The sequence below is a fragment of the Bacillus sp. FJAT-29814 genome (assembly GCF_001510715.1).
In the GTDB taxonomy this organism is placed as follows: Bacteria; Bacillota; Bacilli; order Bacillales; family Cytobacillaceae; genus Neobacillus.
This window is the reverse complement of the sequence record NZ_LMTJ01000005.1, coordinates 787,985-814,501: the sequence shown is the minus strand read 5'-3', so window position 1 is coordinate 814,501 and position 26,517 is coordinate 787,985. Positions and strand designations below refer to the sequence as shown.

Below are 26,517 nucleotides of genomic sequence, written 5' to 3'. Positions count from 1 at the left end.
TGATAAAATATTCCTACGATGATTTTCCCACGTTATATATCAAAAAAAATAAAGCCTGGCTTTAGCCAGACTGTTATGTTCAGTATAAAATATCTGTTATCCGATTGGTGATGACTTCAGAAAAGTTTTCCTTTAACTCCTCTTCGGAGATCCGAAGCAATTCCGCCATTTCTTTAAGAAATTCCCGGTCATATCGAAGCCACGAGGAGTAATTTCTCTTTACAAATTTCTCAGCTTCCATAAATGTTGAAAACTGGGGCGGTAATTTCTCGCCATTGTGAAATACATAAAAATCTCCATCGCCTGAAGGGTAAATATAGGTGAGTTCTCCTTTATGATTTTCGTAGCCCGAACCCCATTCCGATTCCTTCAGATTGAATTCATTACGCTCCGCATCTGGTTTGAGCGGCAGGAGAGCAAAAACATTTACTATGAATGTTTTGAATGCCTCTTTCGTCAGGTCAGCCCCCGAGGCCTTTGGGTGGCCACCGCCTCCATACCCTCTTGCGAACTCGGCCACATTCACATGGTCATGAATGGTTCGAAACCCAATTTTTTTGCTACCGAGGTTAATTAACGCAATCATATCCAGATGTGGATTTTCGGTATTTAAGGCATTTCCGAGCTCTGACATGTTCTGCTCAGCAAAAACAACTCCAACACAATAATCGCCCACAAACGTTTGAATTAACTGTCTTTTTTTAGAGTGAATATAGCGATTTATTTTTTGCTCCTCAATATCCAGGATCATGTTTTCGGATTCTGAAAAAGAGAATGACTCCGTATTCTCTGTTAACCTTTTGATCATTTCCTCTTCACATTGTTCGCGGTTCATGATATGAAATAGGTCATTCAGCCGTTTTGCGGCAGTATTATTATTTTCATCCCATTCCCACGTGTCATATTGGCGAATCAAATCAACAAATTCCTTTAACGCCCGGGTGGATTTCACCTTACCGGCCTCGATTAAATAATCGTAGAATAACGAGGTTGCACAGGTTTTTTTGCCATTTGCATACTCGGGAATCACACTGCCCCACGGATAGTCATTAAAATGCAGCGCAGTGACGTGATGGTCAATTACACGGATGTGTTTGCCATTCTTATACCTTTCCGCCAATTTTTTCTCGATCTCCTGATTGACGGCCAGATCAGTAATATATATTTCATTATTATCGTTTGCCGAATTTGTAATATAGGCTTCCACACGTTGATTTAGATTGCGATAAGAACAATATGAAACCTTCGCTTCGTCCTTATAAGCCAATTTTGCCAAAACCCCACAACCAAGACCATCCAAATCAACATCTGTAAAAAGTTTAACCATTTTCTGCACCCACCCCAACTCTTTTCCATAACCTATAGTTTACATTTCAGACCATTTCTTATGCAAAAAAAGACTAACCCGATAACGGGCCAGTCTTATCATTAAATCCCAGCTTATAGTATCCTCGCTTTAGCCCATAATAACAAAACCAAAGTGCCTGGAGAAGGAAGACGCTTCCCCATATGGGTGCAGGGATGATCACTGTCAGTCTGGCAAGATTAGTCGCATCTCCTGCATACTGAGGATGCGTTACACTCAAATAAAAGATTTCAAATGCACTCTGGACAGAGTCCACTAACAGGATCGAAGCTATCATCAATAAAAGATGATCCCTAAAGCTTTGCGTTCCTTTAATTAACAATAACAGAAACCCTACCGCAAACGAACAAAGCCAAAAGATGCCATAAGGATTGCGTACCCAAAAGATTAAATTAATTAGTATGAACCCCAGTAAAATATCAATTAGCAAAATCTGCTTTTTTCTCCTAATCATCAAGAAGGAGAGAAATGCTGCGAATGAAGCAAAGGTATAGCCAGCAAGACTTGTAAAAAAACTGCCGATCCAGGTTGAGGAACTGCTGTATGTCGCTCCTTCCGAATTCATTAATAAAGTAATCATTTCCACATCCCCGCCCAACAAACCAATGAACGCATGACCTGACTCATGAATCAATGTATTAATGACGCGAATATAGTTTCCTAGAAAAGGGATATGGATCAGCAAAAATGCGGCTAAAAGGAACAAGAAAAACTTAATACTTAATTTTTCTCGAATCAGGATCATTGTGTATCCCTCGCCTCTTTTTAAAATATTCATAATTATCTTTATATTAGCACTTCTACTTTATTTCGTGAAATTTTTTGACTTGTAATCTATTCACTCAATATTTTGCAAATAGACAAACCAACAACTCACATGTTACTATAAAGTTGTCGCTATCTAACAACTCATATAATACTATTAAGTTGTTACATTTCTAAAAGAGGTGAAAAATATTGATAGAATTTAAGAATATTGTAAAGAAATACCGGACAAAAACGATCATTAACTCTTTTTCATTGAATATCGAAGCTGGTCAGCTGGTTGTTTTTATCGGGCCCAGCGGCTGCGGGAAAACGACATTGCTTAAAATGATCAATAAATTGGTTCAGCCGACATCGGGGCAGATATCTGTTAATGGTACAGATATCTCAATGATGGATCCGATTGAACTACGCAGAAACATCGGCTATGTCATTCAAAATACTGGTCTATTCCCACATATGACGATTAAAGAAAATTTGGAGTTAATCCCAAAATTGAAAGGTGAAAACCAAGAGTCAATTGACAGGAAGACAGTTGAATTGCTTGAATTAGTCGGATTGGATCCAAAGGAATTTATCCACCGCTATCCGAAGGAACTGAGCGGCGGTCAGCAGCAAAGGATTGGTGTGGCAAGAGCCTTCTCTACAAACTCCGACATCATCCTAATGGATGAGCCCTTCAGTGCATTAGACCCTGTAACACGATCATCTCTTCAGGACGAATTATTCCAAATGCAAAAGGAATTAAATAAAACAATTATTTTCGTTACCCATGACATGGACGAAGCTATTAAAATAGCAGACAAGATTTGTATTTTAAAAGATGGGGATATTCTCCAATATGACACCCCGGAAAACATACTGAAAAATCCGGCCAACGATTATGTGTCAGACTTTATTGGCAAAAGACGGGTTTGGAATAATCCTGAGCTTCTGCTGGCAGAAGATATTATGATTTCCAATCCGGTAAAAATTGCCGCAAAGCGGAACGTTCTCCAGGCAATTGAGATTATGAAGGAGCAAAAGGTTGACAGCTTGCTGGTGACGGATAAGCGTAATGTGCTGATTGGCTTGGTAACCCTAAAAGGAATCCAATTGCTTAAACGCAATTCGTTAATTGAAGATGTAATGGAGCAAAATGTCCTTTCTGTCTCAGAGGAGGCGAATTTGATTTCGGTGCTGTCCACGATGAATGAACACCGCATCGGCTATGTTCCTGTAACCAATCAATCAGGCCAGTTGACCGGATTAATTACGAGAAGCAGTATTTTATCTGCATTAAGCAGTCAGCTAATTGATATGGAGGTGGCCTTTTAATGGGTGATTTATGGAATTATGCAAGCAATAACTATAACCAGATATTAGAACTGTTAGGACAACACGTGTACTTGAGTGTCTTGGCTGTTCTTATTGCAACAGTAATTGGGGTTCCCCTCGGAATCTGGATTTCAAGAGAACCCAAACTGTCAAAGCCGATTATCGGAACCACCAACGTGATTCAGGCAATACCTAGTCTGGCATTACTTGGTTTTCTCATTCCGTTTATCGGGATTGGCAGCACACCCGCAATTGTCATGGTTGTCCTTTATTCACTGCTGCCGATTGTAAAAAACACGTATATCGGATTAACAAATATTGATCGGGACATTCTGGAAGCCGCCAAAGGCATTGGTCTGACAAAGAGTCAAACAATGAGAAAGGTACAGTTGCCGCTAGCCTTCCCGATGATTATGGCGGGGATCAGAATTTCGGCTGTTACAGCCGTTGGTTTAATGACCATTGCTGCATTCGTAGGTGCCGGCGGTCTTGGCTATCTAGTATTTTCAGGGGTTCAAACGGTTGACAATGCGATGATTCTGGCAGGAGCGATCCCTGCTTGTATTCTTGCCCTATTAATTGATTTTGTTGTCGGGAAACTAGAGAACTCGCTTTCTTATGCAAATAAACAACATTCCGCATCAAAGACAGGTAAAACGACAAAAAAATTAATCATATCATTTGCCAGCATTATACTGGTTATCGCGGGTGCTTTTTCCATTTATTCAAAAGCTCAAGCTGATGAGAAAATTACGATTGGCTCGAAAAATTTCAGCGAACAATTAATTTTAGGTAACATTCTTGCCGAATTAATCGAAAATAAAACGGATTTAACAGTAGAAAGAAAGTTGAATCTCGGTGGCACCCAAGTGGCATTTAGCGCAATCAAGAGCAGCGATATTGATATGTATGTAGAGTACACCGGCACTGGACTTGTAAATTTATTAAATCAGGCGCCGCAAAATAATCCTGACCAGGTTTACGACTACGTAAAAGAGGAATTTCACCAAAAGTATGGGATTGAATTGTTAAAACCGCTTGGCTTTAACAACACATACGCGATTGCCGTACGACAAGATACTGCCGAAACTTTTGGCTTGGAGGCAATCTCGGATTTAGCCAATGTCAGCAGCGAGCTGATAATGGGACCAACCATTGAATTTTCAAACCGTGAGGACGGTTTAGCTGGTCTCAATACAACCTATAACATGGAATTTAAAGATGTAAAACCGGTAGATGGAGGATTGCGTTATACTGCGCTCGACAATCATAAGAGCGATGTGATTGATGCCTTCTCAACCGACGGACTGATTGAAGAGTTTCAATTAAAGGTATTGGAGGATGATCAAAACTTCTTCCCTCCATATTATGCTGTACCGATTATCAAAGAGGAAACCCTTAACGAACATCCGGAACTCGAAGGAGTTCTTAATAGCCTTGCCGGAAAAATTACGGATGAGAAAATGCGTGAATTGAACTACAAGGTGGACAGCCTCAAACAATCGCCTGCTAAAGTGGCAAAAGAATTTTTACAAAAAGAAGGACTCATTGATTAAAAACAGAAAACAAGCCAGCTCTGTAATAACGGAGCTGGCTTGTTTTATTTCATTCTTCCAAGAAATGAATCACACGGTCATATGTTTTTTCATCGCCAATGACCAAAAGGACATCCCCTTCCATAATCGAAGCATAAGGGCCTGGGGAAATGATTAATTCGCCCTTCCTTTTAATACCGATTACTGTCCCTCCAGTATTTTGCCAAAACTTTACCTCTGAAATGGTTTTGCCGATGTGACTGCATCCGGTGAAAATCGTCGCTTCAATCGGTGCCAACGGATTGGTGTGGCGAAGCTTCCCGGAATAATCCAGTATTTTTCGCATTGTTTCGAGCAATTGTTCTTCTAGTTTATTTCTTTCAGCTATCAAGGAATCCATTTGCTTTTCAAGATCTTTAATACTTGCCAAATTGGAAAACCTGGAAATATATTTAAACGCCTTTTCCCGTGAGGAAATAACAATGCCGCTGCCCTTAGTAGAATGAACAATTTCTACATCTTCGAGGATTTTTATCGCCCGCCTGACTGTTTCCGGAGACACCTTATATTCACTTGCGAGTGTTGAACGTCCGTGAATTTTCTCCCCGACTTTGAATTCTTCATCATAGATTCGGTTCGCCAAATCAATCGCTATTCGTTCATAGACTGGAATTTGTGCCCTTTGCATCAGAACCACCGCCAAATTACATTCTCAAATATCTCTTTTTATTTTGGATACAATAACACTATACCCTTTTATACCAATATTTGCGAGCTTCTGACGATTTCAACATAATTTTAAAAGCATTTTTATAAATAATGAGGTGCACCAATGAAGCGGAAAGTCATTATTATATTTAGTCTGGTATTTATTGTCTTTATGGCGGGATTATTCGTTTACTACCTCATAAAGGATGATTCTACGAGGTGGCAAGTTGCCCTTGGCGGAATTTTTGCCTCTGCCTTGCCGCTAGCTTTGTTAAAATTGCGAAACAACCCCTTTAATATTCCAATGATAGCAGGGTATTTTCTCTTTTTATTTTGTTCGCTATTTTTAGGTTCGATTTCAAGCTTTTATCTCCATCATCGATGGTGGGATTCGACATTGCACCTTTATAAGGGGTTGTATGTGGGCATCATTGGGATTGCTTTGTATAAACGACTCATTCCGCAACCGGTACGGAAGGACGTATCTGCCTGGATTCTTGTTTTGTTCGTTCTCTCACTGGCGGTTTTGGCGGGTGTGCTTTGGGAGATTTACGAATTTGTTGGCGATCAGACCCTTACCCATACGATGCAGCGAGGCGGGAACAAGGATACGATGTATGACCTTTTATGCGGGTTTGCCGGTGGCATTTTGGTGGCTATTTATGCCGGAGTTAGGAAACAGAAAGTATAAGCGGGGCGATTAATAATGAATCGAAAACTCGTCATCCTATTAAGTGCAGTGTATGTAATATTCATGGCGATTCTTGCGTTTTACTACAGGAATATGGATGAATCCTTTAAATCAACGGTGGCGATTGGCGGCATTGTTTGCGGAGCTATTCCCCTTCTGCTGGCGTTATTTACCAGACTGCAATTTAATCTGCCTATCGTCTTTTCCTATTTAATTTTTTTGGTGGGCTCACAGTATCTTGGCTCCATTCGGGGCTGGTATGGCTTGGGCTGGTGGGATACCTTTCTGCATTTCATCAGCGGCGGTATTCTAGCCTTTGCCGGCATTGCCTTATACGAAAGACTTATTCACAGAAATGCCGGTCATGAAATATCCCCATGGTTTGTATTTTGGTTTACCTTGTCATTTGCAGCATTGGGCGGCGTTTTATGGGAAATTTATGAATTCAGTGCCGACCAATTTTTCAACATGACCCTGCAGGGAGGCGGCAATAAAGATACGATGATCGACCTAATCTCCAATACCGCAGGAGGACTGGCGATCGCCATTTGGAGCGCAATAAAAATAAAGGGCAGAAAGCGGAAAACATAATATCACGAAAAAAGCAGTCCTAAATCGACTGCTTTCTCCATTTAATAAACTGTTACCGGGGCAAAAAATTCCTCATATAACGCCTGCACTGCTCTTTTCTCATCAACCTCTTTGACTCCGAACATCATGCTGACCTCGGAAGAGCCCTGGTTGATCATTTCGATATTTACATTAGCCTTTGCCAGTGCTTTGGAGGCTCGGGCCATTGTCCCGATGTTATGGCGCATTCCCTCGCCTACCACCATAATGAGAGCAAGGTGATGTTCAAATTTGACCTCATCGGCATGCAGCTCCTCCTTAATCCGCTTCATGATTGCCTGTTCCATTTTATCATCAAACTGATGTTCCTTTAGAATGACAGACACGTCATCAATTCCAGACGGAGTATGCTCGTAGGAAAGCCCGAAATCCTCGAATATCCCTAAAAGTTTTCGGCCAAATCCAACCTCTCTGTTCATTAAGTATTTGCTTACATAGATACTGCAAAAGCCCTTGTCACTGGCGATCCCAATGACAGGTCCATTTGTATTATCCCGCTCGGCGACTATTCTCGTTCCAGGCGCGCTTGGATTATTCGTATTCTTTACATTGACCGGAATGCCCGCCCGAAATGCCGGCACTAGCGCCTCATCATGCAACACACTGAAACCGGCATAAGAAAGCTCGCGCATTTCACGAAAGGTCAATTCCTTGATTTCTTTCGGCCGTTCGACAATAAATGGATTAACCGAATAGACAGCATCCACATCAGTAAAATTCTCGTATAAATCGGCCTTAAGGGCATTGGCTAGGATAGAGCCAGTAATATCTGAACCGCTTCGTGAAAACGTATATACCTCGCCTTGTTTGCTATAGCCGAAAAATCCCGGAAAAATTAAAATGCCCGGATGGGTGCTGAGAGCATGGAGACGTTCATATGCTTCGGGGAGAGCCTGTGCATTTCCCGGTTCATCACTGACCAATAGCCCTGCCTGCTTTGGGTCAATATAATACGCTTCGATCCCCTGTTGTTGAAAATATGTTGCCACTAACTTTGCATTATTATCTTCCCCGCTTGCTTTGAGACAGTCAATGAAGCGGTCAGGGAAACTAGTATCCCGATTAAGTCTTTCAGATAAATCTTCATAAATCTCATTGACCAGTTCTGTTGGAAGAAACAATTCCTCGGCAATTTGCTGATAGCGTCCGATCACGGCGTCAAGCTGCTGCTTCGGATCTTCATTGCGCAATCTTTTCTCTGCACACTGTATCAGCAAATCAGTAATTTTTGTATCATCCGGATACCGCTTCCCCGGGGCAGAAACAACAACCACCTTCCGCTCGGGGTCTGACATCACAATCTGGAATACCTTCTTAAGTTGTTCCCCTGACGCTAAAGAGGAGCCCCCAAACTTTACCACCTTCATTTTTACATCTCCCTATTGTCTGCAAATATAATCTTAATTTTATTATAATTTAGAAATTAATCAAGAGTTTTTTCCTCCAGTAGTGGACAAATGTTCATTCCAGAAGGACAGTTTTCGTTTTTATCAAGGACTTCTTTAGCAACTATTGAAACTGCGGTTATCGAATGATCTCAATAAAATGGGCCAATATTCTGGCTGTCAAGCCCCAAATGGTCTTACCTTCATACTGATAAAAATACTCCTCCATTCCCCTTGTCCTCCAGTTATAATTCTCACCGCCAACAATTAAGTCAAAGGGGAAGTTCTTCTCAGGTTCAACTTTAAATTCTATATGGTAAATCTCCGGTTCATGTTGAACAAAAAAATCTAAAGGCACGGTAAAGATTTCCCCAACCTCGTCAGGATTAGGCGTTATTTTTTCAGGAGCTTTGATAAATCCTGCAAAAGGATAGACCATCATCCCAAAAGGCGAAACCATAAAATCCAGTGGAAAAACTTGAGAAATGCAATCCTTGGTTATTCCCAATTCTTCCGTTGTCTCTCTAATAGCGGCCGCTTCGGCATTGTCATCTCCGCTATCAATTTTTCCGCCCGGAAAACAGATTTCACCCGGCTGTCTTCTTAATTCCATTGAACGAACTTCAAACAATACATGAATTCCATCTTCTTTGAGAATAAGTGGTACCATCACAGCATATTTTGAAAATTTCTTGCTGCCAAGTATGGAAGGAATGTGGTTATTTAATTTGGACAAAATCGTTTCAAGTTCCATCATTTCACCTCTTTTGCTTTAAACAAGTTTAATAATAGGATATCACTTTTAAATATAGATTCCCAAAAAAAATAAAGCAATCCAACCTAGTAAGCTGGATTGCCGGCTCATCCTATTCAGTTTTTTCAGATCCATGAAAACATGTAATCAGTCGCTTCGAGCTCATTTGCCTGCTTTACCACCTTAAGCGGGTGGAAAGTATCAATCATGACAGCCAATTCCAACGTTTCCTTCTTGCCGATGCTCGCTTCGATTTTTCCTGGGTGAGGCCCGTGGGGAATTCCGCTTGGGTGAAGCGTAATAGAGCCCTCCTGAATGCCTTTTCGGCTCATAAAATTCCCTTTTACATAATATAGAAGCTCATCACTGTTAACGTTGCTGTGATAATACGGAGCGGGAATGGACTCCGGATGGTAATCATAGAGTCTTGGGACGAAAGAGCAAACAACAAAATTGTTTCCTTCAAAGGTCTGGTGCACAGGCGGCGGCTGATGAATTCTTCCCGTAATCGGTTCGAAATCCTCAATGTTAAAGGCCCAGGGATACAGGTATCCGTCCCAGCCCACGACATCAAAAGGATGGTGACCAAGAATATGGGAATGAATCGCCCCCCTGGACCTCGTTACTACCTCAAACTCCCCTTTTTCCTCATAGGTGAGCAAATCCTCTGGTCCACGAATATCCCGCTCACAAAACGGGCTGTGCTCGAGGAGCTGGCCATATTCGTTCCTATATCTTTTTGGTGTCGTGATTTGGCTAAATGCTTCCACAAACAGCAGCTTCGTCGGGATCCCCGGGGTTGGAACCACCCGATAAATCGTCCCAATCGGAATGACCAGGTAATCTCCCGGCCGATAGCTAATCGGCCCAAACATTGTTTCCAGTTTTCCCGAACCATGATGAATAAACAGCAGCTCGTCACCGTCTCCATTCCGATAGTAACTATTCATTGCCTCCGTCACATTTGCCGTCCCAATTAGCAAATCATGATTTCCCAATAGATACTCCCGGGCAGTAAGGGCATTTCCCGTCCTCATCACCTTGTTTGTAAAAAAATGACGGTGTTTTAATGTTTGCTGCTCTTCATATTCAGGCAAATAACTGCCGGCGAATTCCGCCTTCACCACCTCTGTTGGCATGTGGTGATGGTAAAGAATCGACTGCGTTCCAGAAAACCCCCGTGTTCCCATTACTTGCTCACGAAAGAGGCTCCCGTCCTCCTTTTTAAACATTGTATGGCGTTTATGTGGGATCTTTCCTAGTTGGCGGTAATACAACGGTCTCACCCTCTTCCCATAAAAAATGCAAAAACAATTTTAATCATTCGGCTTCTGTTTCCTTATCATCTCAAAGGCCTTGCCCAATGGACCAGTAAAGCTGTTTCCCGCCATTCTGCCAATTGGCCTCAATTTCTCCGTATCAATTCTTCCACGGTCAAATAATGGATCATGAATATGAACATGAATGACTTTCCCGATCACCAGGCTCCCTGCTCCCGGATGGTCGCCAAAATGAAGAACCTGGTAGAGCTCGCATTCCAAATGAACAAGCGACTCTTTAATTCGCGGTATACTGACCTTGCATCCTTGGACCTTTGTTAAGCCAACCTGTTCGAGTTCGTCTATATCAGGAGCAAATTCAATGGCACAATCATTCATTTGCTTTGCAATATCTTCGTTAACAATGTTGATGATAAATTGGCCGGTATTCTCAATATTATTTAACGTATCTTTTTTGGCACCGTCACTGCCTCGCCTCATTGGTGAAAAACAAATCAGCAGCGGGTCAGCGCAAATTGCGGTAAAAAAGCTAAACGGAGCGGCATTGGCTATTCCCTTGCTGTCGACTGTTGTCACAAATGCAATCGGGCGGGGCAGGATTGAACCCGTCAATAATTTGTAAGCATCGCGCCAGTCAAGCCTTTCCGGAGAAATCTCCATGAGATCACCACTCCTTTTTTCTATTAGTCTATTGTAAAAAAGGGAGAATCATTTCCCCCTTTTTTATCCGCCATTTATTAAAGGTTGCCCCTCTTAGCCTGTTCCCGTTCGATGGATTCGAACAAAGCCTTAAAGTTCCCTTCACCAAAGCCGCGCGCGCCTTTCCGCTGAATGATTTCAATAAACAGCGTAGGACGGTCCACAATTGGCTTGGTGAAGATTTGCAGGAGATAGCCCTCATCATCACGGTCTACCAAAATATTTAACTCGCGAAGCTTTTCGATTTCTTCATCAATTTTTCCAATCCGCTCGGCCAACGAATCATAATAAGCACTAGGAGTGGAGAGGAACTCGACGCCAGTTTTCTTTAATGTCGCTACCGTTGAAACAATATCCTCCGTTAAAATGGCTAAATGCTGAACCCCCGGTCCGTTATAGAATTCGAGATATTCCTGAATTTGCGACTTGCGCTTTCCTTCTGCCGGTTCATTGATTGGAAACTTTATTCTGCCTCCGTTATGCATCACCTTTGACATCAGCGCAGAATATTCAGTGGTAATATCCTTGTCGGTGAAATGCTTCAATTCCTTAAAGCCCATCACCTTGGAATAATACTCAACCCACTCCTCCATGCTTTCCACGTTGCCGACCACATGGTCAAAGCCGATTAAACCTGCATCCTCCACCGGAAGTGCGTTAGTGTATGGTTTGTAGCCTGGTAAAAAAGCCCCTTGATAGCTCTTGCGTTCAATTAACGTATGGATTGTATCGCCGTATGTGCCGAGCACGGCTTTTTTTACTGTACCATCATTATCCTCCAGCAAAAATGGGGCAACATGGGCAATCGCCCCCCGTTTAACCGCTTCCTCAAACGCCTTATCAACATCATCGACCAAGAGGGCCACGTCTTTGACACCATCGCCATGTTTTTTTACAAATTGGGCAACAGTGCTGCTTTCTGTATAGGAACCAGTCAGAACAAGACGGATATTTCTTTGTTGCAATACATAGGAAACGGTTTCACGATTGCCCGTTTCAAGGCCGGAATAGGCGACTGGCTGAAACCCGAAGGCTGTGCAGAAATAGTGGCAGGCTTGCTTGGCGTTGCCGCTGTAGATTTCAATATAGTCAACATCCCGTACCGGGAAAAAGTCTTCCTTAAGCTGTTCCGCCAATACTCTTTTTTCTCTCATTCCATAACCCCCTATTAATTAATCATTTTCTGAATTTATTGTAAGTAATCAACTCCGTTTGTCTCAAGAGCAGGGGGTAAAGCAATAACGCTTTTGGGTATTAAACACTTGTTTTTTTACAATAAAAAGAAACATGCCCAAGATTGGCATGTTTCTACCATTAATGCATTTAAAATATATACCGCTAAAATTGTGCTTTCATTTTTCAAAATAAAATATTTTTCATCAAGAGAGAACCGCACGGTCACTTACCATTTGCACGCCGCGAATCCGTTTAAACTCATCCAGCAGTCCTTCAATTGTAAGCCCCTGCTTTTGCTCTTCATTCACTTCAAGGATGATTTGTCCTTTATCCATCATGATCAAACGGTTGCCCAGATCAATTGCCTGCTGCATGTTATGGGTGACCATCAGGGTTGTCAGCTTATATTTTTCGACGATTTCCTTTGTCAGTTTGGTGATCAGTTCCGCTCGGGAAGGGTCTAGAGCGGCTGTATGCTCATCAAGAAGCAAAATTGATGGCTCAGTAAAGGTTGCCATAAGCAGTGACAGGGCTTGGCGTTCTCCTCCTGACAACAGCCCTACCTTTGCATTAAGCCGGTTTTCCAGACCCAAATGTAGCGATTCGAGGACCTCGCGGAAATAATCACGCCGCTTTTTCGTTACGCCCCTGCGTAATGATCTTGTTTTGTTTCGTGAATAGGCCATCGCCAAATTTTCTTCAATCGTCATACTCGGAGCGGTGCCCGCCATCGGATCTTGAAAGACGCGGCCAATCATTTTTGAACGATTATATTCGGACATGGTGGTGACATTTTTGCCGTCGATAAAGACTTCGCCGATATCAGGGAACAGGCCTCCGGAAATAATATTCATTAATGTTGATTTTCCGGCCCCGTTACTGCCGATCACAGTAACGAAATCCCCCTCTTTAAGGGTCAGATTAATCTGGTCGATTGCAATCTTTTCATCTGGTGACCCTTCATTAAATATCTTATGAATCTGATTTAACTGCAGCATGATTTTCACCCTTCCGCTCCACAGAAGCCTGCAGGAAATGAAGTTGTTCCGCTTTTCTGCGAGCTTTTCGCTTTTTCTCTTTCGATCGTTCAATCATTTTCGGCGTGGTCAATGCAAGGATTACAATAATCGCTGTAATCAACTTCATATCTCCTGGCTCTAGGAAATCAAATCTGAGGGCCAATGAAACGACAATCCGGTAAATGATTGCCCCACCAATGACCGCAAGTGTTGTTCTTGCAATTGTTTTTGTTCCAAACAACGCTTCACCAATAATAACCGAGGCCAAACCAATAATAATCATCCCGATTCCCATTCCAACATCGGCAAAACCGCCTTGCTGGGCAATCAATGCGCCTGAAAATGCCACCAAGGCATTGGAAAGACCAAGGCCGATAACTGTCAACAGGTTGGTATTGGCGGAAAAACTGCGGATCATCCGCTTGTTGTCCCCTGTTGCCCTTATGGCGAGCCCGATTTCTGTCTGCAAAAACCAATCGGTCAGGAATTTAATCAAGAGCGTCACAATCAACATGAAAAACAAAATACCCCATGTTTCCGGCAAACTGTCACCCAAACCGACCATAACCAATAGATTGTTGAAAAATGAATCAATACCGCTGCTTTCAAACAAATTGCCAATTTTCGTAAATGATGTTTCGGTGTTTAATAACGGAATATTGGAGCGCCCCATGATTCTAAGATTAATAGAATAAAGGGCAATCATCATGAGAATACCAGAGAGCAAGTTATTAATTTTCCCAAACGTATGAAGGATGCCCGTCATACATCCTGCTATAAAACCCGCCAGGAGTGCCATCACTGTTGCCAGGAATGGATTAGCCCCGTTCGTAATCATGATGGCGGCAATTGCCCCACCAGTTACAAAGCTGCCATCTACCGTTAAATCTGGAAAATCAAGAATACGAAAGGATAGATAGACGCCCAGTGCCATAATCGCATAGATGATACCTGCCTCGAATGATCCAAATATGGCTGTAAACATAGTGTTCATCCTTTCTTCTAAAGACATAAGATTCTTTTGATTCTAATAAGTTATTGTTATTTATACTTATGTATTCTTGGCAGGAGCCAATCCTTAAAAGGAATGGCTCCTGCTATTTTTTTAATTATTTTCCATCGTAAAATTCGCCAAGTTTACTCCATTCTTCCTTAACGGTTAACCCCTGAGCTTCAGCTGCAGCCTTATTAATTACCAGCTTTAAGCTGCTTGGCAATTCAACATTGATTTCTGATGGTTTTTTCTTGCCTGTTAAAATGTCAACTGCCATTAAACCTGCTTGATATCCAATATCATAATAATTGAATCCGCTGGCCGCAACGGCACCTTTTTTCATTGAATCAAGTTCACCGACAAATAACGGAATTTTTTTGCTATTGGCTACAGAAATAACGGAATCAAGCGCAGTAACAACCGTATTATCTGTTGGGATGTAAATGGCATCTACCCGGCCTACTAGCGACTCTGCAGCTTGCTTTACTTCAGATGTATTGGCAACCGATACTTTAACTAGTTTTGCCCCTTTTCCTTCGGCCAACTTTTCCACTTCTTTTACCTGAACCTCTGAGTTTTGCTCTCCGGAGTTATAAATGACACCAATATTCTTGGCCTTCACTTCTTCGGTAATAAAATTAATGGTCTTCTTGGTTGCATCAGGATGGTTATCGGTCGTTCCGGTAACATTTTTGCCTGGCTTATCAAACGCTTCTACTAAACCTGCGCCAACTGGGTCGGTTACCGAGGTAAAGATAATCGGTATATCCTTAGTCGCATTTAAAGCTGCGGTCGCACTTGGAGTAGCGTTAGCAAAAATCAAGTCAACCTTATCTCCGACAAAATTCTTGGCAATGGTTTGCGTATTATTCATATCGGCTTGGGCATTTTGTTCATCGAATTTCACCTCTAGGCCCTTATCCTCAAGTGCCTTCTTAAAGCCTTCGGTAGCGGCATCCAATGAAGGATGCGGCGCAAATTGGCTGATCCCTACTGTAAACTTCTTATCTGCACCTCCATTTTTTGTACCGCCAGAAGACTCCTTGCTTCCGCATCCGGCAAGAAGCAGCATTCCTGCTAAAGCAATGGAAAGGCCTTTTAATTTTCTCCTCATGGTAAAATTTCCCCCTTAATGGTTTTGAGTTCATTTTTCTAAAAATTAAATATATTAAAAATTATTCTAGTATTTTTTTAGTCCAAAAGCAATAGAAATCATAAAAATATTTTTCTGCTTTAAAGCGGCATACATAATCGATTAACACTTGCATATGAAATAAACAAAAAAAAATGCCTTCTTTTTCAGAAGGCATGAAGGAAAATATATATAGTTAATCGGAGGAAACAAAGTTGAAGGTCTTACCAGTGTTTCGTGCTATCGAGCAAACTATCAATTTCAACTAGGTTGACTTTATTATTGCCCTTCTCAGATGTTAGATCTGCAGTAGCTTCTAGTAATTTATCAATATCAATCGTTATCATACCCATTTCCATCTAACCTCCCGAGTTAAGTTTGTCATTTACTAAATGTTTCGAACAGACCATGCCTAATTAGGGGGTCTTTTATTATTTTTAAGTAAAAAATCCAAAATCATTTTTCAACACTTTTCAAAGTATTATTCGAAACTATGAAATTGTTCACTAATTCGGCACAAATTAGCTAAAAAATCCAGCCCTTCTACGGCTGGATTTTTTTGGACTAGGCAATACTTTCAATTTTTTCTTGTTTATCGCCTCGCTGAAAGAAAAATTTCATCATCGGCGGGGTGACGATCGTCGTCACTAGAACTACAATAACCAATATTGAAAACAGCTCCTGGCTGATTAATTTTGAATCGAGCCCGATCGTCGCCAAAATTAACGCAACCTCTCCTCGTGAAACCATAGCAGCCCCAATCCCCAAAGAGCTATTCCACGAGAATCGTGCCATTTTAGCACCCAGGGCAGCACCAATAAGTTTTGTCAAAATGGCGATAACACTTAGAATGACGATAAGGCCTAAATTTTGCGTAATGCCCTCAAAGCTTGCTTTTACACCGATTGAGGTAAAGAAAACAGGGACAAATATCGAATAACCGATGGTTTCCACTTTTTCAAGAACCTCTCTTTTAAAATCAGTCATACTAATCGCGACACCAGCAATATATGCACCAATGATTGCGGCAACACCTGTCACCTCCGCCAAATACGCATAAAGGAAACAAATGATTAAGGCGGCAGTAATAACTGTTTCCGTCACCTTTAACGGAGCAAACTTTTTTAACACCCAGGGAACGAGCTTCCAAGCGGCTAAAATCGCTCCGGCAAAGAATAGCACCTTTTTAACAATAACCATGGTTAAATTGACGTCGTCGCCAGCCATGCTCATTAAAAATGCAAGTGCTATGATGACGACCACATCATCAATAACAGCGGCCCCAAGAATGGTGGCACCCTCTTTTGATTGCATTTTGTTTAATTCTTTTAAGGCTTGAACCGAGATGCTGACACTAGTAGCTGAGAGGAGCAACCCTAAAAACACAGCTTCAAACGTACTCATGTTCATGACAATTCCAGCAAGATAACCAACTAATAACGGAACGATAATTCCGTTAAGACCAACAAAGGTGGCCGCTTTTCCAGACCGTCGGAATTCATCAAGATCTGTCTCCATTCCGGCAATAAACATTAACAAAATGACCCCAATTTGGCTTAACTGCTCTAAAGTTGTTGTTTCATGAACCAATCCCAAAACAGCAGGACCGAGTAAAATCCCAACCAAGAGCTTCCCCAGTACCGAAGGCTGACCCAGTCTGACACTGATATCCCCAGCTACCTTTGAAGCAATTAAAATAACCGCCAGTTGAAATAACAATTCCATCCAATCACCTTTCTTTCTGAAAATAAAAAAGCCTGCTTTTTTAAAAGACAGACTTTTAACCCGGAAACAAAAAAATCTGTCACAAAGGGCATACGACTCCCTTGGTGACAGACTCCTCCATAACCGTTTCTATTAAGTTATTATCATAATAACATACTTAACACTGTCTCTCAATGGTTAAATCTTCCGCTTCGATCAAAGTCACCTTAACCTTTACTCCCATTGCTTTACCCTTTCTACAATTTTTTCTCGCAAGAACGTGATAAAGGTTGTTTCGCCTTTTAAGGTCTTTTGTTTATTCCATTCATTTAAACTAGCAGCGGTGATCAGAATAAACCCGGCAATTAATAGATAGGCCCACCATGGCATATTTCCCCAATAGGGTCTTGTTTGCAGGAATACATTAAGCAGCAAAACACCCGCACCGGTAAAAAAGTATGACTTTACTTGGAGGGACATACCGGCAATCATCGACAGCAGTGATAATGATCCGACAATAATGGCATCATAAATCGTATTGCTGGCTAACCCATCTTGAATTAACAAAAGCGAAACGATGATTAATACAGCCCACTGGATTAACTTCGTAATCTGTGAATATCGCCCTTTTAACATTCTCCGGATAAAAATGATTATGATGATAAACGGCAATACCCGGACTTCCCTGTCCCAAAGTGGATGGATCGTAAGCCCGTTAATCACAGCATAGTACGGTTGTAGCAAATAAACACCGCCCAGGATGACTGGCAGCACCGCGAAATTTTCGGGAACTCTTTTTCTTTGCATAAAAAGAGTACCGGCAATCAATAATCCAGGTATCGGCTGAGTCCACAGGGCTTCAGTCACAAAAATGTACATTAGTATGAAAAACAGGAAGGATATAAAAGTATAACCGTCAAATTTTATCGCTGTAAGTTTTGATCCCGTTTCAACTAATCTTTTATAAACGAATTGACCTATTACCACCAATGATACACCTATACATCCGGCGAGAAGCATTTTAGAATTTGGCGCCATTTGAGTCAAGAATAAATATTCGCCCGTTGCCACAAACAGTAAAAACAGCGGTATGATCCCCAATACATCCCAGTTAATTTTATGCAGATAAAATACAGTCAGGAGAACATAGGTGATTGTAACAAGATATGGGACCAACTCAAACGGGTACGAATACAACATACTAGTGATCCCAAGGATTGAAAATGGCACCAAATAATACATTGTTCGCTTCTTGAACTCATCATTTATAAGTATGGTAAATAACAAAATGATCCCCGTTGTAATAGGAAACTCATATTGGCCATCAAAATGGCCAAAGAAATGCTCCAAGCCAGTCGAAACCACAAAGAATATCGCTGTGAAGCTTCCGTACAGGAACACTTTAATTTGCCATTCCCCTTTAGCTACTATCGTACTCGCTGCGTAAACTAGTAAAGCAATTAAAAAGCTATAAACAGCTTCTGAATGATAGAAAAACAAGGTAAATAACAGCGCCAATGGATAAAGACTGTGTCCTGTCCAGGCAAAAGCAAATGATAGATTCGCATCTTTTTTCCGACAAAGGTAAGCGATCAACAACAGGAGCACCACACAAGTAGACGCAATTAGCGATTGTACGGTTCTAGTGAATTCCCATTGCAGTAAGATGGCCTGAATAACAGAGAAATAAAACAAGACCGCTTCACTGCTGACGAAAAACGGGACCAACTTCGTACCGATTTTTTTATAAAGATAATAATACACCCCGATTCCGATTAGGAAAATCAGCGGTTGGAACCATTGCAGATTCACCGGCCCAATTATTCCATATGCGTTGGCAATTGCATACAAAATGGCCGAAACATATAACGAAGTTTGGCTTAGTTCCCGTTCACGAACCTTACTCCAAATGAAACTGGACATAAGTACAAGCAGTGCCCCGGCAGCAAAGTTTGCAGCATTGCCAAATTCCGTTGCGTATACGCTATTCGATGCCCTGAGTTGTTCGCCAAAAAAGATCAGCGAGAAACCGAGCGACCCTGGCAATATCCAAAGAGCCGCTTCTTTGAAAAATAACCTAGATTCTTTCTTTATCAATAAGTAAGCAATCAAAACCGAAAGCAGGAGCATGAAACCCAGTTCCCACCATTGGAAGAAAATAAGTGCGTACAAAAGCCCAAAAACCATCGCAGCAAGCCCTATATCCTTTGAGCTTGTTCTAATAATGGCAAGCAATTTAACCCTGAGGACCATTCCGAAAACAAGAAAATGGGAAAAACCAGTCATAAACAGGATCAGCGAGAAATCGATGCCCTCAATCGGCTTTACGATAAGTGCCACGGCTTCTAATATCCCCGAGGCCACAAAAACAGCACTTAAATACGGAAACAACGGCATCGCACTGTTAAGTGACAAATAGACAAAGTTTGCTCCAATAATGAAATATGCCAGCATTAATACAATCGATGGGTCACCGGCTCGAAGCAGAATTCCTTCAACCGTGATGTAAATAAATGCAAAGCCGGAAATGATGGCACTTGTATATTGGAATACCTTGGTTAACTGAAATTGATCACCTAATAATCTCGGAACAAAAACAAGCCCGAACCCTACTAGGGCATAAACGGCCTCACTAAAATAATCCAAGAAGCTGTTTTCAATTAACTGGTAAGCTGCATAAACGATCAACGCGGTAAATACAAAGTGATATTCTTTCCTTCCACTTACATACATCATTGAAAGATAAACAATCGCTGTCAAAATAAGGTTAAAGCCATAGATTACCTCGTTATCATAAAAGAACAGCATGAATAATGATACTAGAACAAGATTAACTTGAACAAAAGGAATAAATTCCTTCGTAAACAGTTGATAGGAAGAATTGCCCTTTAAGAAATGGTAACAATAAATCAATAGGGCAGTAAACGCCATCATTCCCAAATAAAAATAATCGGTTTTTAAATTCAAGCTGGCTAACATAAATGCCGCCCCTGCTGAAAGGGATACATAGGAGAACCAAACAAATAGCCGTGCTGACAGCTTTTTGGCAAAAATCAGATAGACCCCGATAGGAAGAATGCTTCCTAACATTCCCAGCACATATTTGCCCTCTCCGAATATAGATAAATACGGTCCTAATAATCCAAACCAGCCAAGAGATAAGATAAAAATCGGCAAAAACAGACTTCCCAGAACAATAAAGGCAAATGTGGTTTTTTCAATTTTTAATATTCTTTGTGCTATGTAAGCAATTCCATAAAATAACAGGGACACTACGGCAATCGAACCGCTTTTCATTAAGCTTGTCATTGATTCCCATGTACTGGTTGCAACAAATAATCCCCCAATTAATAAAAAGATTACCCCAATATTTAATGACCAAGTAATATTCCGTTCGCGAATCTCCTCGGGGCTTAGCGTTTTCTTCACTTTGGGAGGTTTCACAGGCTTCGTTGTTTTAATTGTTTTAGATGGTTGAGCCTTAATGCTGACTGTTTCTGGCGCCTCTTCCAAAGCTAACAAATCAGTATGGTATTGGTGATGGGCTTTCGCAACAGTTTCAACAATAGCATCCGATAAATACCCTTCTTCTTTCAGGCTAAATAACTCATTTCGAAAAATTCTTCTTTTCTCTTCCCTACTGTAAGGCTCCATGAAAAATCGCCCCTTAGAAATTTAAATTTCCTTATTAGTTGAAAATATTTCCTTTAGTGAAATTTTACACTATTTTGAGGATTTTTCAATATTTTCCTAAAAATACTTTGACAAATGTATAACCGAGTGCTTTCTTAAATAAGAAAAACGCTGTACATGAATGCACAGCGTCGTTTTTTTTATTTAATTACTTGTGGAAGCTTTACTTCCCTTATTCATTTTGGGACCTAGGTATTCATAGTCATTTGGATTGATCGCTTTATATCCATCCGGTTGATAGAAGCGAAGAAGGTCTTTGTAGACCACCTCATCCGACATTTGCAGCTCAGAATTTACCTTTTCCTCGATGCTCTTGCATGTATCAGAGTTCTCCAGCAATTCACCAGTTTCAGTTCCATAACATTTACCTTTTACTTGAACCACTTCAGGCGATACAAAATCGCCGTTTCTAAATAAGGTCCAATTACGGTGATTCTTAGATAACAAATCTGATCCAAATTCCAAATAATCCTTTGTATCAATCCCTAACAAGTGTAGGACAGTCGGTCGAACATCGACCTCGCCACCAAACTGCTCTTGGATCCCGCCATCAACACCAGGGACATGGATAAATAGAGGTACTCTCTGTAATTTTGCATTTAGTGCCGGAGTAATTTCCTCTACCCCGAGAACTTGCGCCATTGCATCATTGTGGTTTTCAGAGATTCCGTAATGGTCACCATACATAACAACCACTGTGTTTTCATAAAGTCCTGATGCCTTTAAATCATTAAAAAATTGTTCAAGTGCCTGGTCCATATAATGGGAAGACTGGAAATACTGGTCAACTACCGTATCGCCAAAATCACCAGCCGGGAAGTCTGTATCCTCTGGATCCATTTCAAACGGGAAATGGTTAGATAGTGTAATCATTTTAGTATAGAATGGCTGCTTCAAGCTTTTAAGCATCGGCATGGACTCCGTAAAAAACGGCTTATCCTTCAATCCATAGTTCTTCGTATTCTCATCAGTCATGCTATAATATTCGGCATCAAAGAATTGGTCGTAGCCAAATGCTTTATAAATCACGTTCCGGTTCCAAAATGTTTTATAGTTCCCATGAAAGACAGCTGAACTATATCCCTGTCCCTTTAAAATAGCGGGCATCGCCTGATACGTGTTTTGTGCCTTATTTACAAATACAGCTCCTTGGGCCATTGGATATAACGAATTTTCCATTAAAAACTCTGCATCTGAGGTTTTACCTTGGCCAGTTTGATGAAAAAAGTTTTTAAAATAGAATGTATTTTTATCACGGGTTAATGAATTTAGAAATGGTGTTACTTCCTGGCCATCCGGCATTTTGTAATCAATCATGAAAGTTTGGAACGATTCCATAGAAATATAAATGACGTTCATCCCTTTTGCCTTGCCAAAATAATCTGGATTTGGTTCGGCATAGTTAGCTTTCCGATAGTTTTCTACATCGGTTACGTCACTTGAGTCGGCTAGCGCCCGTTGGCTCGAAGATCTTATATTCTGGATCGTGTCATAAATGGTAAAGTTATACGCACCGAGATATTTCACCAGATAATTTCGGTCAAAGGAACGTGTTAACAGCTGTGGTCGGTCCTTTTCGGCCAAACCTAAGTTGAAAAGAAATGTCGTTATCGCAAACAAAATCACGATTTTAAAGGTATTTTTGCTGGTTACGGTTATCTGTTTGAAAGCAGTTAACGCAAGAGCAATTAGGACAAAGAAATCTGTAAAGTAAAAGAAATCAAATGGAGACATTAGTGATAAGGCACTATCGCCAAGTTGTCCAGCATTTGTCTTGGTTTGCATTAAAACAGGTACGGTAATGAAATCATTAAAAAAGCGATAATAGGCAATGTTTGCGTATAACAAAAACGAAAGAAAAAAGTTAGTCACGATCAAAACAAGCTTAAACCGCTTTTTAAACAACAAGGCAAGCCCAAAAAAGAACAGCGCTGAACTTAATGGGTTTATTAATAGTAAAAATTTTTGGAGAGTATTATCAATTCCCAGGTTAAATTCAATTTGGTATGCCGCGTAAGTCTTGAGCCAAAATAATACGACGGCAATGAAAAAAAATGTTATATGACTTTTATTTATTTTTTTTGAAAGTTGCAATTTATTCATTTTATTTCTCCTCTCACTTACCAAATCAACTTCGGTAAACGAACCCCACTTACTATACCATATTTTCCTATAAAAGAAAAACCAGGATGGCGCCTATTTATCGCCGTTTTAGCGCAAAAGATACCGCCATTTTTCCTCCATTAATGACAAATATCGCAAATCTGTTTCCCCTAAATGATCCCTTTTATTTTTATGCCTGTACACGGTGGGACATGACTGTCCGTTTCTTAATTATATAAGACGAATACGTTCCCAATTAGTTTCAACAATTTTGATTTTAAATATTTTTTTATTTTCTGCCTGTTTTAGAAAATGAAGGTCTAAAGCTTCTGCATCGTTTTTAGTTATCATATACATGAAAGTCAACTTCTGCAATCCGAAATAAGACTCATTTAAATAGGGCTCATTTAAACAACACAATTTGCAAACAATAGGAATGAAGATACTGACCAAAGAAAAGAGGAGATATTTTGCCAAGAATCAGACCTGATTTTACTAAGAGTCCATTCTTTGTTGATGAGCCTGGCAACTGGCATTTGCGTCCAGGGGCACCAAAGGAATTGCAGATCGAACTCGAAAATTATTTACAAAGCCTTGAAGATGTTTCACAGCCTGGTACCATCGATGGCAATGATATCGAGTGGCCATAGAAATGTATTTATTATAGAAGGAAGCAGTTACATTTAAATCGTGATGTATGAAAAAACCTAGCCTTACAAAGAATAAAATGATTATTTTTCAAGGAGTGACAGCATATGAATGCCAATCGTGTTAAACAAATTTTGTCATCATCAGCCGACATAAATGTTAAGTATAACGGTACGTCTGTCTGGATTGACCAGTTGAATGAGGATGGAAGGACGGCGACCGTCCATCTAAGAGGACCACTTGAAGAGCGGACGATCGTAGAAATCAGTGAACTTATCGAAGATTAACTTGAAAGGTTAAAGGTGGAAGACATATGCCTAGAGGGAAAGAGTTAGAGCAGCTGCCAATGGCGAATATTGCACCTGGTGCAGGAAAAGATGTCGGTCCTTTTGAACGGGAAGTTCTGGGAAGCATCGTATCAAAAGAGAGGCCGAAGCCGAGCGAAATTGAAAAGGAAAATGAAGACATGATCTAAGGCAGGAATGGATTCCTGCCTTCGTTCTTTTATCACTACTAAAGATTTGCAAATCTCTCCAGGTCACGATTTTTTCCAATTACTACAAGCACGTCTCCCTGGTCAATGATCTTATCGGGAGACGGTGATATGTTTATGTCATTCTCATGACGAATGGCAATGACACTTAGATTAAATTTGGCCCGCAAATCAAGCTCCCTTAATGTTTTATCGGTCATTTGCTCCGGGATTTTTATCTCTTCAACACTATAATCCTTTGATAACTCAATAAAGTTTAGTACGTTTGGGGATAAAAGCTGGTGGGCTACTCTGACTCCCATGTCCCGCTCAGGAAAAACGACCCAATCTGCCCCGACTTTGGTTAACACTTGACCATGAAGCTTATTTAACGCCTTTGCAATCACTTTTTTTACACCAAGCTCCTTTATCATCAAAACACTTAGTATGCTAGCCTGAATATCATTTCCGATTGCCACGATGACCGTATCAAAATTACGGATTCCGATTGATTTCAACGTCTCTTCATCCGTCGAATCCGCTATTATTGCATGGGTCACATAGGGATGAGCATTTTCTACCCTTTCCTCATTAACGTCAACTCCGAGCACCTCTTGGCCTGATTCAAATAAACTTCGGGCTATGCTTAATCCAAATCTACCCAATCCAATAACTGCAAATTGATCCGCCATCTTTTCTAAATCCTCCTTGATGTAAAAAACTACCCATTTTTATTTTGCCTTTTGGATATCAATAAAATTATGTAAATTGCTCTATTTTCAGGATGAAATGTGTGTTTCCTCACTGATTGTGACAGAATTATGTATTATAATTCATCGGGGGAAAACCTTTCTATTACATTCATGTTTTTAACTATATAAATCTACCTATCAAATGTTGTACGGACGAAAAGGGGGATTTTCTTGATGCAAGGCACACGACAGCTATTTATTCAGACAGGAAGTCTCATTGCCGGCTTTATGATTTGGGTGCTAATCTCTTCGCTAATGCCATTTATTAAAGCAGATATACAGCTCTCTTCAACACAAATTGCCTGGGCAACAGCTGTACCTGTAATTCTTGGCTCCGTCCTTCGTGTCCCAATCGGTTATTGGACAAATCGACTTGGAGCGAGATTTTTATTTGCGATTAGTTTTATCATTTTACTTGTGCCAATTGCTCTGATCAGTTATGCGAATTCAATGACGATGCTGATCATTGGCGGGTTTCTGCTTGGTATTGGCGGCGCCGTGTTTTCAATCGGCGTCACCTCGCTGCCAAAATATTACCCGAAAGCAAGACATGGCTTTATTAACGGGATATACGGAGCAGGCAATATCGGTACAGCCATTACTTCTTTTCTTGCACCTATTCTTGCCAATGAATACGGCTGGAGAACAACTATCAAAATTTATTTAATTATCGCTATATTGTTTGCTGTCATCAATTTTCTCTTTGGCGACCGCCGGGAAAAGAAAGTCATTCAACCTTTATCACAACAAATCAACGAAATTTACAAAAATCCAAAACTATGGTGTTTAAGTTTATTTTACTTTATAACATTTGGCGCGTTTGTCGCCTTTACAATCTATTTGCCCTCTTTCTTGGTCAATCATTATGATTTAACCAAGGTGGATGCCGGAATGCGAACTGCCGGGTTTATTGCGTTGGCAACTATTTTCAGGCCGATAGGCGGCTGGCTCGGAGATAAGGTTAACCCATTCTTGATTCTAATGGCGGTTTTTTTCAGCCTCACCTTTGCCGGATTTCTACTGTCCTTTACTCCCTCCCTGCCAATCTATTCGTTCGGCTGTTTATTGGTTGCATTCTTTGCCGGGATAGGAAATGGGGCAATCTTCAAATTGGTTCCGCTATATTTTTCAAAACAAAGCGGAATCGTCAATGGCATTGTTTCGGCAATGGGTGGAATCGGAGGGTTTTTCCCGCCGATTATCCTTACGATACTGTTTTCATTAACAAATCATTATGCAATCGGATTTATGATATTGTCGGAATTTTCCTTGGCGAGTTTCGTCATTGTCGTTTGGTTGTTCTATCACGAAAAATTGGATTTGTCCGATAAAATTGTCAATCATGCCGTTGATGGCATTTGTGTTACCGATACAAATGGGCTGATTCAACGCGTGAATCCGGCTTTCACAAAAATAACGGGCTATACCCTGGAAGAAGTGGTCGGCAAAACTCCAAGCGTCCTTCAATCAGGGGAGCATGATATCATCTTTTATAAAGATATGTGGGAAAGTTTGCTCACAAATGGCATTTGGGAAGGATATATCTGGAACAAACGAAAAAATCAAGAGCTTTATAGAGAGTGGTTAACGATTACTGCAATCAAGGATGATTCCGGGGAAACAAAGCATTATGTAGGAATGTTCAAAGAAGAAACGGGCCATTCAAAATAAAGTTGAAACAAGTGATCCTCCAT

At 40.8% G+C, this 26,517-nt stretch carries 24 protein-coding genes; 8 read left to right on the top strand and 16 right to left on the bottom strand.

All coding sequences use genetic code 11. From position 1 onward, the window contains the following. Nucleotides 1-79 precede the first annotated feature (79 nt). Together AR334_RS16485 and AR334_RS16480 are read right to left on the bottom strand one after the other, a co-directional pair. The gene (locus tag AR334_RS16485) at nt 80-1,327 is read right to left on the bottom strand and encodes a DHH family phosphoesterase (protein ID WP_066313610.1); all 1,248 of its coding nucleotides are present in this window, start codon (nt 1,325-1,327) and stop codon (nt 80-82) included. Nucleotides 1,328-1,400: 73 nt separating this feature from the next. After that, the gene (locus AR334_RS16480) at nt 1,401-2,111 is read right to left on the bottom strand and encodes a M50 family metallopeptidase (protein WP_066313608.1); all 711 of its coding nucleotides are present in this window, start codon (nt 2,109-2,111) and stop codon (nt 1,401-1,403) included. Nucleotides 2,112-2,323: 212 nt separating this feature from the next. Here AR334_RS16480 and AR334_RS16475 point away from each other — a divergent pair, with 212 nt between their 5' ends. Both AR334_RS16475 and AR334_RS16470 read left to right on the top strand, forming a co-directional pair. Continuing rightward, nucleotides 2,324-3,448 (top strand): ABC transporter ATP-binding protein, encoded by a 1,125-nt coding sequence (locus AR334_RS16475; RefSeq protein WP_066313605.1) that lies wholly within the window; start codon nt 2,324-2,326, stop codon nt 3,446-3,448. After that, nucleotides 3,448-5,004, top strand: coding sequence for a glycine betaine ABC transporter substrate-binding protein (locus AR334_RS16470; RefSeq protein ID WP_066313602.1), 1,557 nt, complete (start codon nt 3,448-3,450; stop codon nt 5,002-5,004). Before AR334_RS16475 ends, AR334_RS16470 begins: the two co-directional genes overlap by 1 nt. 49 nt (nt 5,005-5,053) lie before the next feature. Here AR334_RS16470 and AR334_RS16465 read toward each other — a convergent pair whose 3' ends face one another. Continuing rightward, nucleotides 5,054-5,671, bottom strand: coding sequence for a TrkA C-terminal domain-containing protein (locus AR334_RS16465; RefSeq protein ID WP_066313597.1), 618 nt, complete (start codon nt 5,669-5,671; stop codon nt 5,054-5,056). 144 nt (nt 5,672-5,815) lie between these two features. Between AR334_RS16465 and AR334_RS16460 the strand changes: the two genes are divergently transcribed. Together AR334_RS16460 and AR334_RS16455 are read left to right on the top strand one after the other, a co-directional pair. Continuing rightward, nucleotides 5,816-6,382, top strand: a complete 567-nt coding sequence (locus AR334_RS16460) for a membrane-spanning protein (protein ID WP_066313596.1) — start codon at nt 5,816-5,818, stop codon at nt 6,380-6,382. 15 nt (nt 6,383-6,397) lie between these two features. Continuing rightward, on the top strand, nt 6,398-6,973 hold the full coding sequence (locus AR334_RS16455; protein ID WP_066313595.1) for a hypothetical protein: 576 nt from the start codon (nt 6,398-6,400) through the stop codon (nt 6,971-6,973). A 41-nt stretch (nt 6,974-7,014) separates the two neighbouring features. Here the strand turns inward: AR334_RS16455 and AR334_RS16450 are convergent, their stop codons facing one another. The 12 genes from AR334_RS16450 to AR334_RS16400 form a co-directional block, all read right to left on the bottom strand. Continuing rightward, complete coding sequence (locus tag AR334_RS16450; RefSeq protein WP_066313594.1) at nt 7,015-8,379, bottom strand: aspartate kinase; 1,365 nt, start codon at nt 8,377-8,379, stop codon at nt 7,015-7,017. A gap of 157 nt (nt 8,380-8,536) precedes the next feature. Next, nucleotides 8,537-9,151, bottom strand: coding sequence for a CoA pyrophosphatase (locus tag AR334_RS16445; RefSeq protein ID WP_066313586.1), 615 nt, complete (start codon nt 9,149-9,151; stop codon nt 8,537-8,539). Between the two features lie 125 nt (nt 9,152-9,276). Then, nucleotides 9,277-10,428 carry a homogentisate 1,2-dioxygenase gene (locus AR334_RS16440; protein ID WP_066313583.1) on the bottom strand — a complete coding sequence of 384 codons (1,152 nt, stop codon included), beginning with the start codon at nt 10,426-10,428 and terminating at the stop codon, nt 9,277-9,279. 39 nt (nt 10,429-10,467) lie between these two features. Next, on the bottom strand, nt 10,468-11,091 hold the full coding sequence (locus tag AR334_RS16435; protein WP_066313580.1) for a flavin reductase family protein: 624 nt from the start codon (nt 11,089-11,091) through the stop codon (nt 10,468-10,470). Between the two features lie 77 nt (nt 11,092-11,168). Continuing rightward, nucleotides 11,169-12,284 (bottom strand): 4-hydroxyphenylpyruvate dioxygenase, encoded by a 1,116-nt coding sequence (gene hppD / locus AR334_RS16430; protein WP_066313577.1) that lies wholly within the window; start codon nt 12,282-12,284, stop codon nt 11,169-11,171. A gap of 225 nt (nt 12,285-12,509) precedes the next feature. Next, entirely contained in the window at nt 12,510-13,304 is a 795-nt protein-coding gene (locus tag AR334_RS16425; protein ID WP_066313575.1) for an ABC transporter ATP-binding protein, read from the bottom strand. Further along, nucleotides 13,279-14,310 carry an ABC transporter permease gene (locus AR334_RS16420; protein WP_066313573.1) on the bottom strand — a complete coding sequence of 344 codons (1,032 nt, stop codon included), beginning with the start codon at nt 14,308-14,310 and terminating at the stop codon, nt 13,279-13,281. The genes AR334_RS16425 and AR334_RS16420 overlap by 26 nt, the downstream gene beginning before the upstream one ends. 124 nt (nt 14,311-14,434) lie before the next feature. After that, on the bottom strand, nt 14,435-15,433 hold the full coding sequence (locus AR334_RS16415; protein WP_066313571.1) for an ABC transporter substrate-binding protein: 999 nt from the start codon (nt 15,431-15,433) through the stop codon (nt 14,435-14,437). A gap of 242 nt (nt 15,434-15,675) precedes the next feature. After that, the gene (locus AR334_RS30665; protein WP_285858635.1) at nt 15,676-15,804 is read right to left on the bottom strand and encodes a hypothetical protein; all 129 of its coding nucleotides are present in this window, start codon (nt 15,802-15,804) and stop codon (nt 15,676-15,678) included. A gap of 211 nt (nt 15,805-16,015) precedes the next feature. Continuing rightward, complete coding sequence (locus AR334_RS16410; RefSeq protein ID WP_066313569.1) at nt 16,016-17,176, bottom strand: cation:proton antiporter; 1,161 nt, start codon at nt 17,174-17,176, stop codon at nt 16,016-16,018. Between the two features lie 213 nt (nt 17,177-17,389). Next, nucleotides 17,390-20,809, bottom strand: a complete 3,420-nt coding sequence (locus AR334_RS16405) for a hypothetical protein (protein ID WP_066313566.1) — start codon at nt 20,807-20,809, stop codon at nt 17,390-17,392. Nucleotides 20,810-20,992: 183 nt separating this feature from the next. Beyond that, a complete protein-coding gene (locus AR334_RS16400; protein ID WP_066313564.1) occupies nt 20,993-22,951 on the bottom strand; it encodes an LTA synthase family protein in 1,959 nt (652 codons plus the stop codon). 470 nt (nt 22,952-23,421) lie between these two features. Between AR334_RS16400 and AR334_RS16395 the strand changes: the two genes are divergently transcribed. The 3 genes from AR334_RS16395 to AR334_RS29960 all read left to right on the top strand — a co-directional run bounded on the left by AR334_RS16395 (nt 23,422) and on the right by AR334_RS29960 (nt 24,074). Continuing rightward, nucleotides 23,422-23,601 (top strand): hypothetical protein, encoded by a 180-nt coding sequence (locus tag AR334_RS16395; protein ID WP_066313561.1) that lies wholly within the window; start codon nt 23,422-23,424, stop codon nt 23,599-23,601. A gap of 105 nt (nt 23,602-23,706) precedes the next feature. Beyond that, entirely contained in the window at nt 23,707-23,886 is a 180-nt protein-coding gene (locus tag AR334_RS16390; protein WP_066313559.1) for an H-type small acid-soluble spore protein, read from the top strand. A 26-nt stretch (nt 23,887-23,912) separates the two neighbouring features. Beyond that, a complete protein-coding gene (locus AR334_RS29960) occupies nt 23,913-24,074 on the top strand; it encodes a malate dehydrogenase (protein WP_066313557.1) in 162 nt (53 codons plus the stop codon). 38 nt (nt 24,075-24,112) lie between these two features. Here the strand turns inward: AR334_RS29960 and AR334_RS16380 are convergent, their stop codons facing one another. Continuing rightward, nucleotides 24,113-24,763: a TrkA family potassium uptake protein gene (locus tag AR334_RS16380; protein ID WP_066313555.1), complete on the bottom strand. Its 651-nt coding sequence runs from the start codon at nt 24,761-24,763 to the stop codon at nt 24,113-24,115. A 234-nt stretch (nt 24,764-24,997) separates the two neighbouring features. Between AR334_RS16380 and AR334_RS16375 the strand changes: the two genes are divergently transcribed. Beyond that, the gene (locus AR334_RS16375) at nt 24,998-26,494 is read left to right on the top strand and encodes an MFS transporter (RefSeq protein WP_066313551.1); all 1,497 of its coding nucleotides are present in this window, start codon (nt 24,998-25,000) and stop codon (nt 26,492-26,494) included. The last annotated feature ends 23 nt before the right edge of the window (nt 26,495-26,517 follow it).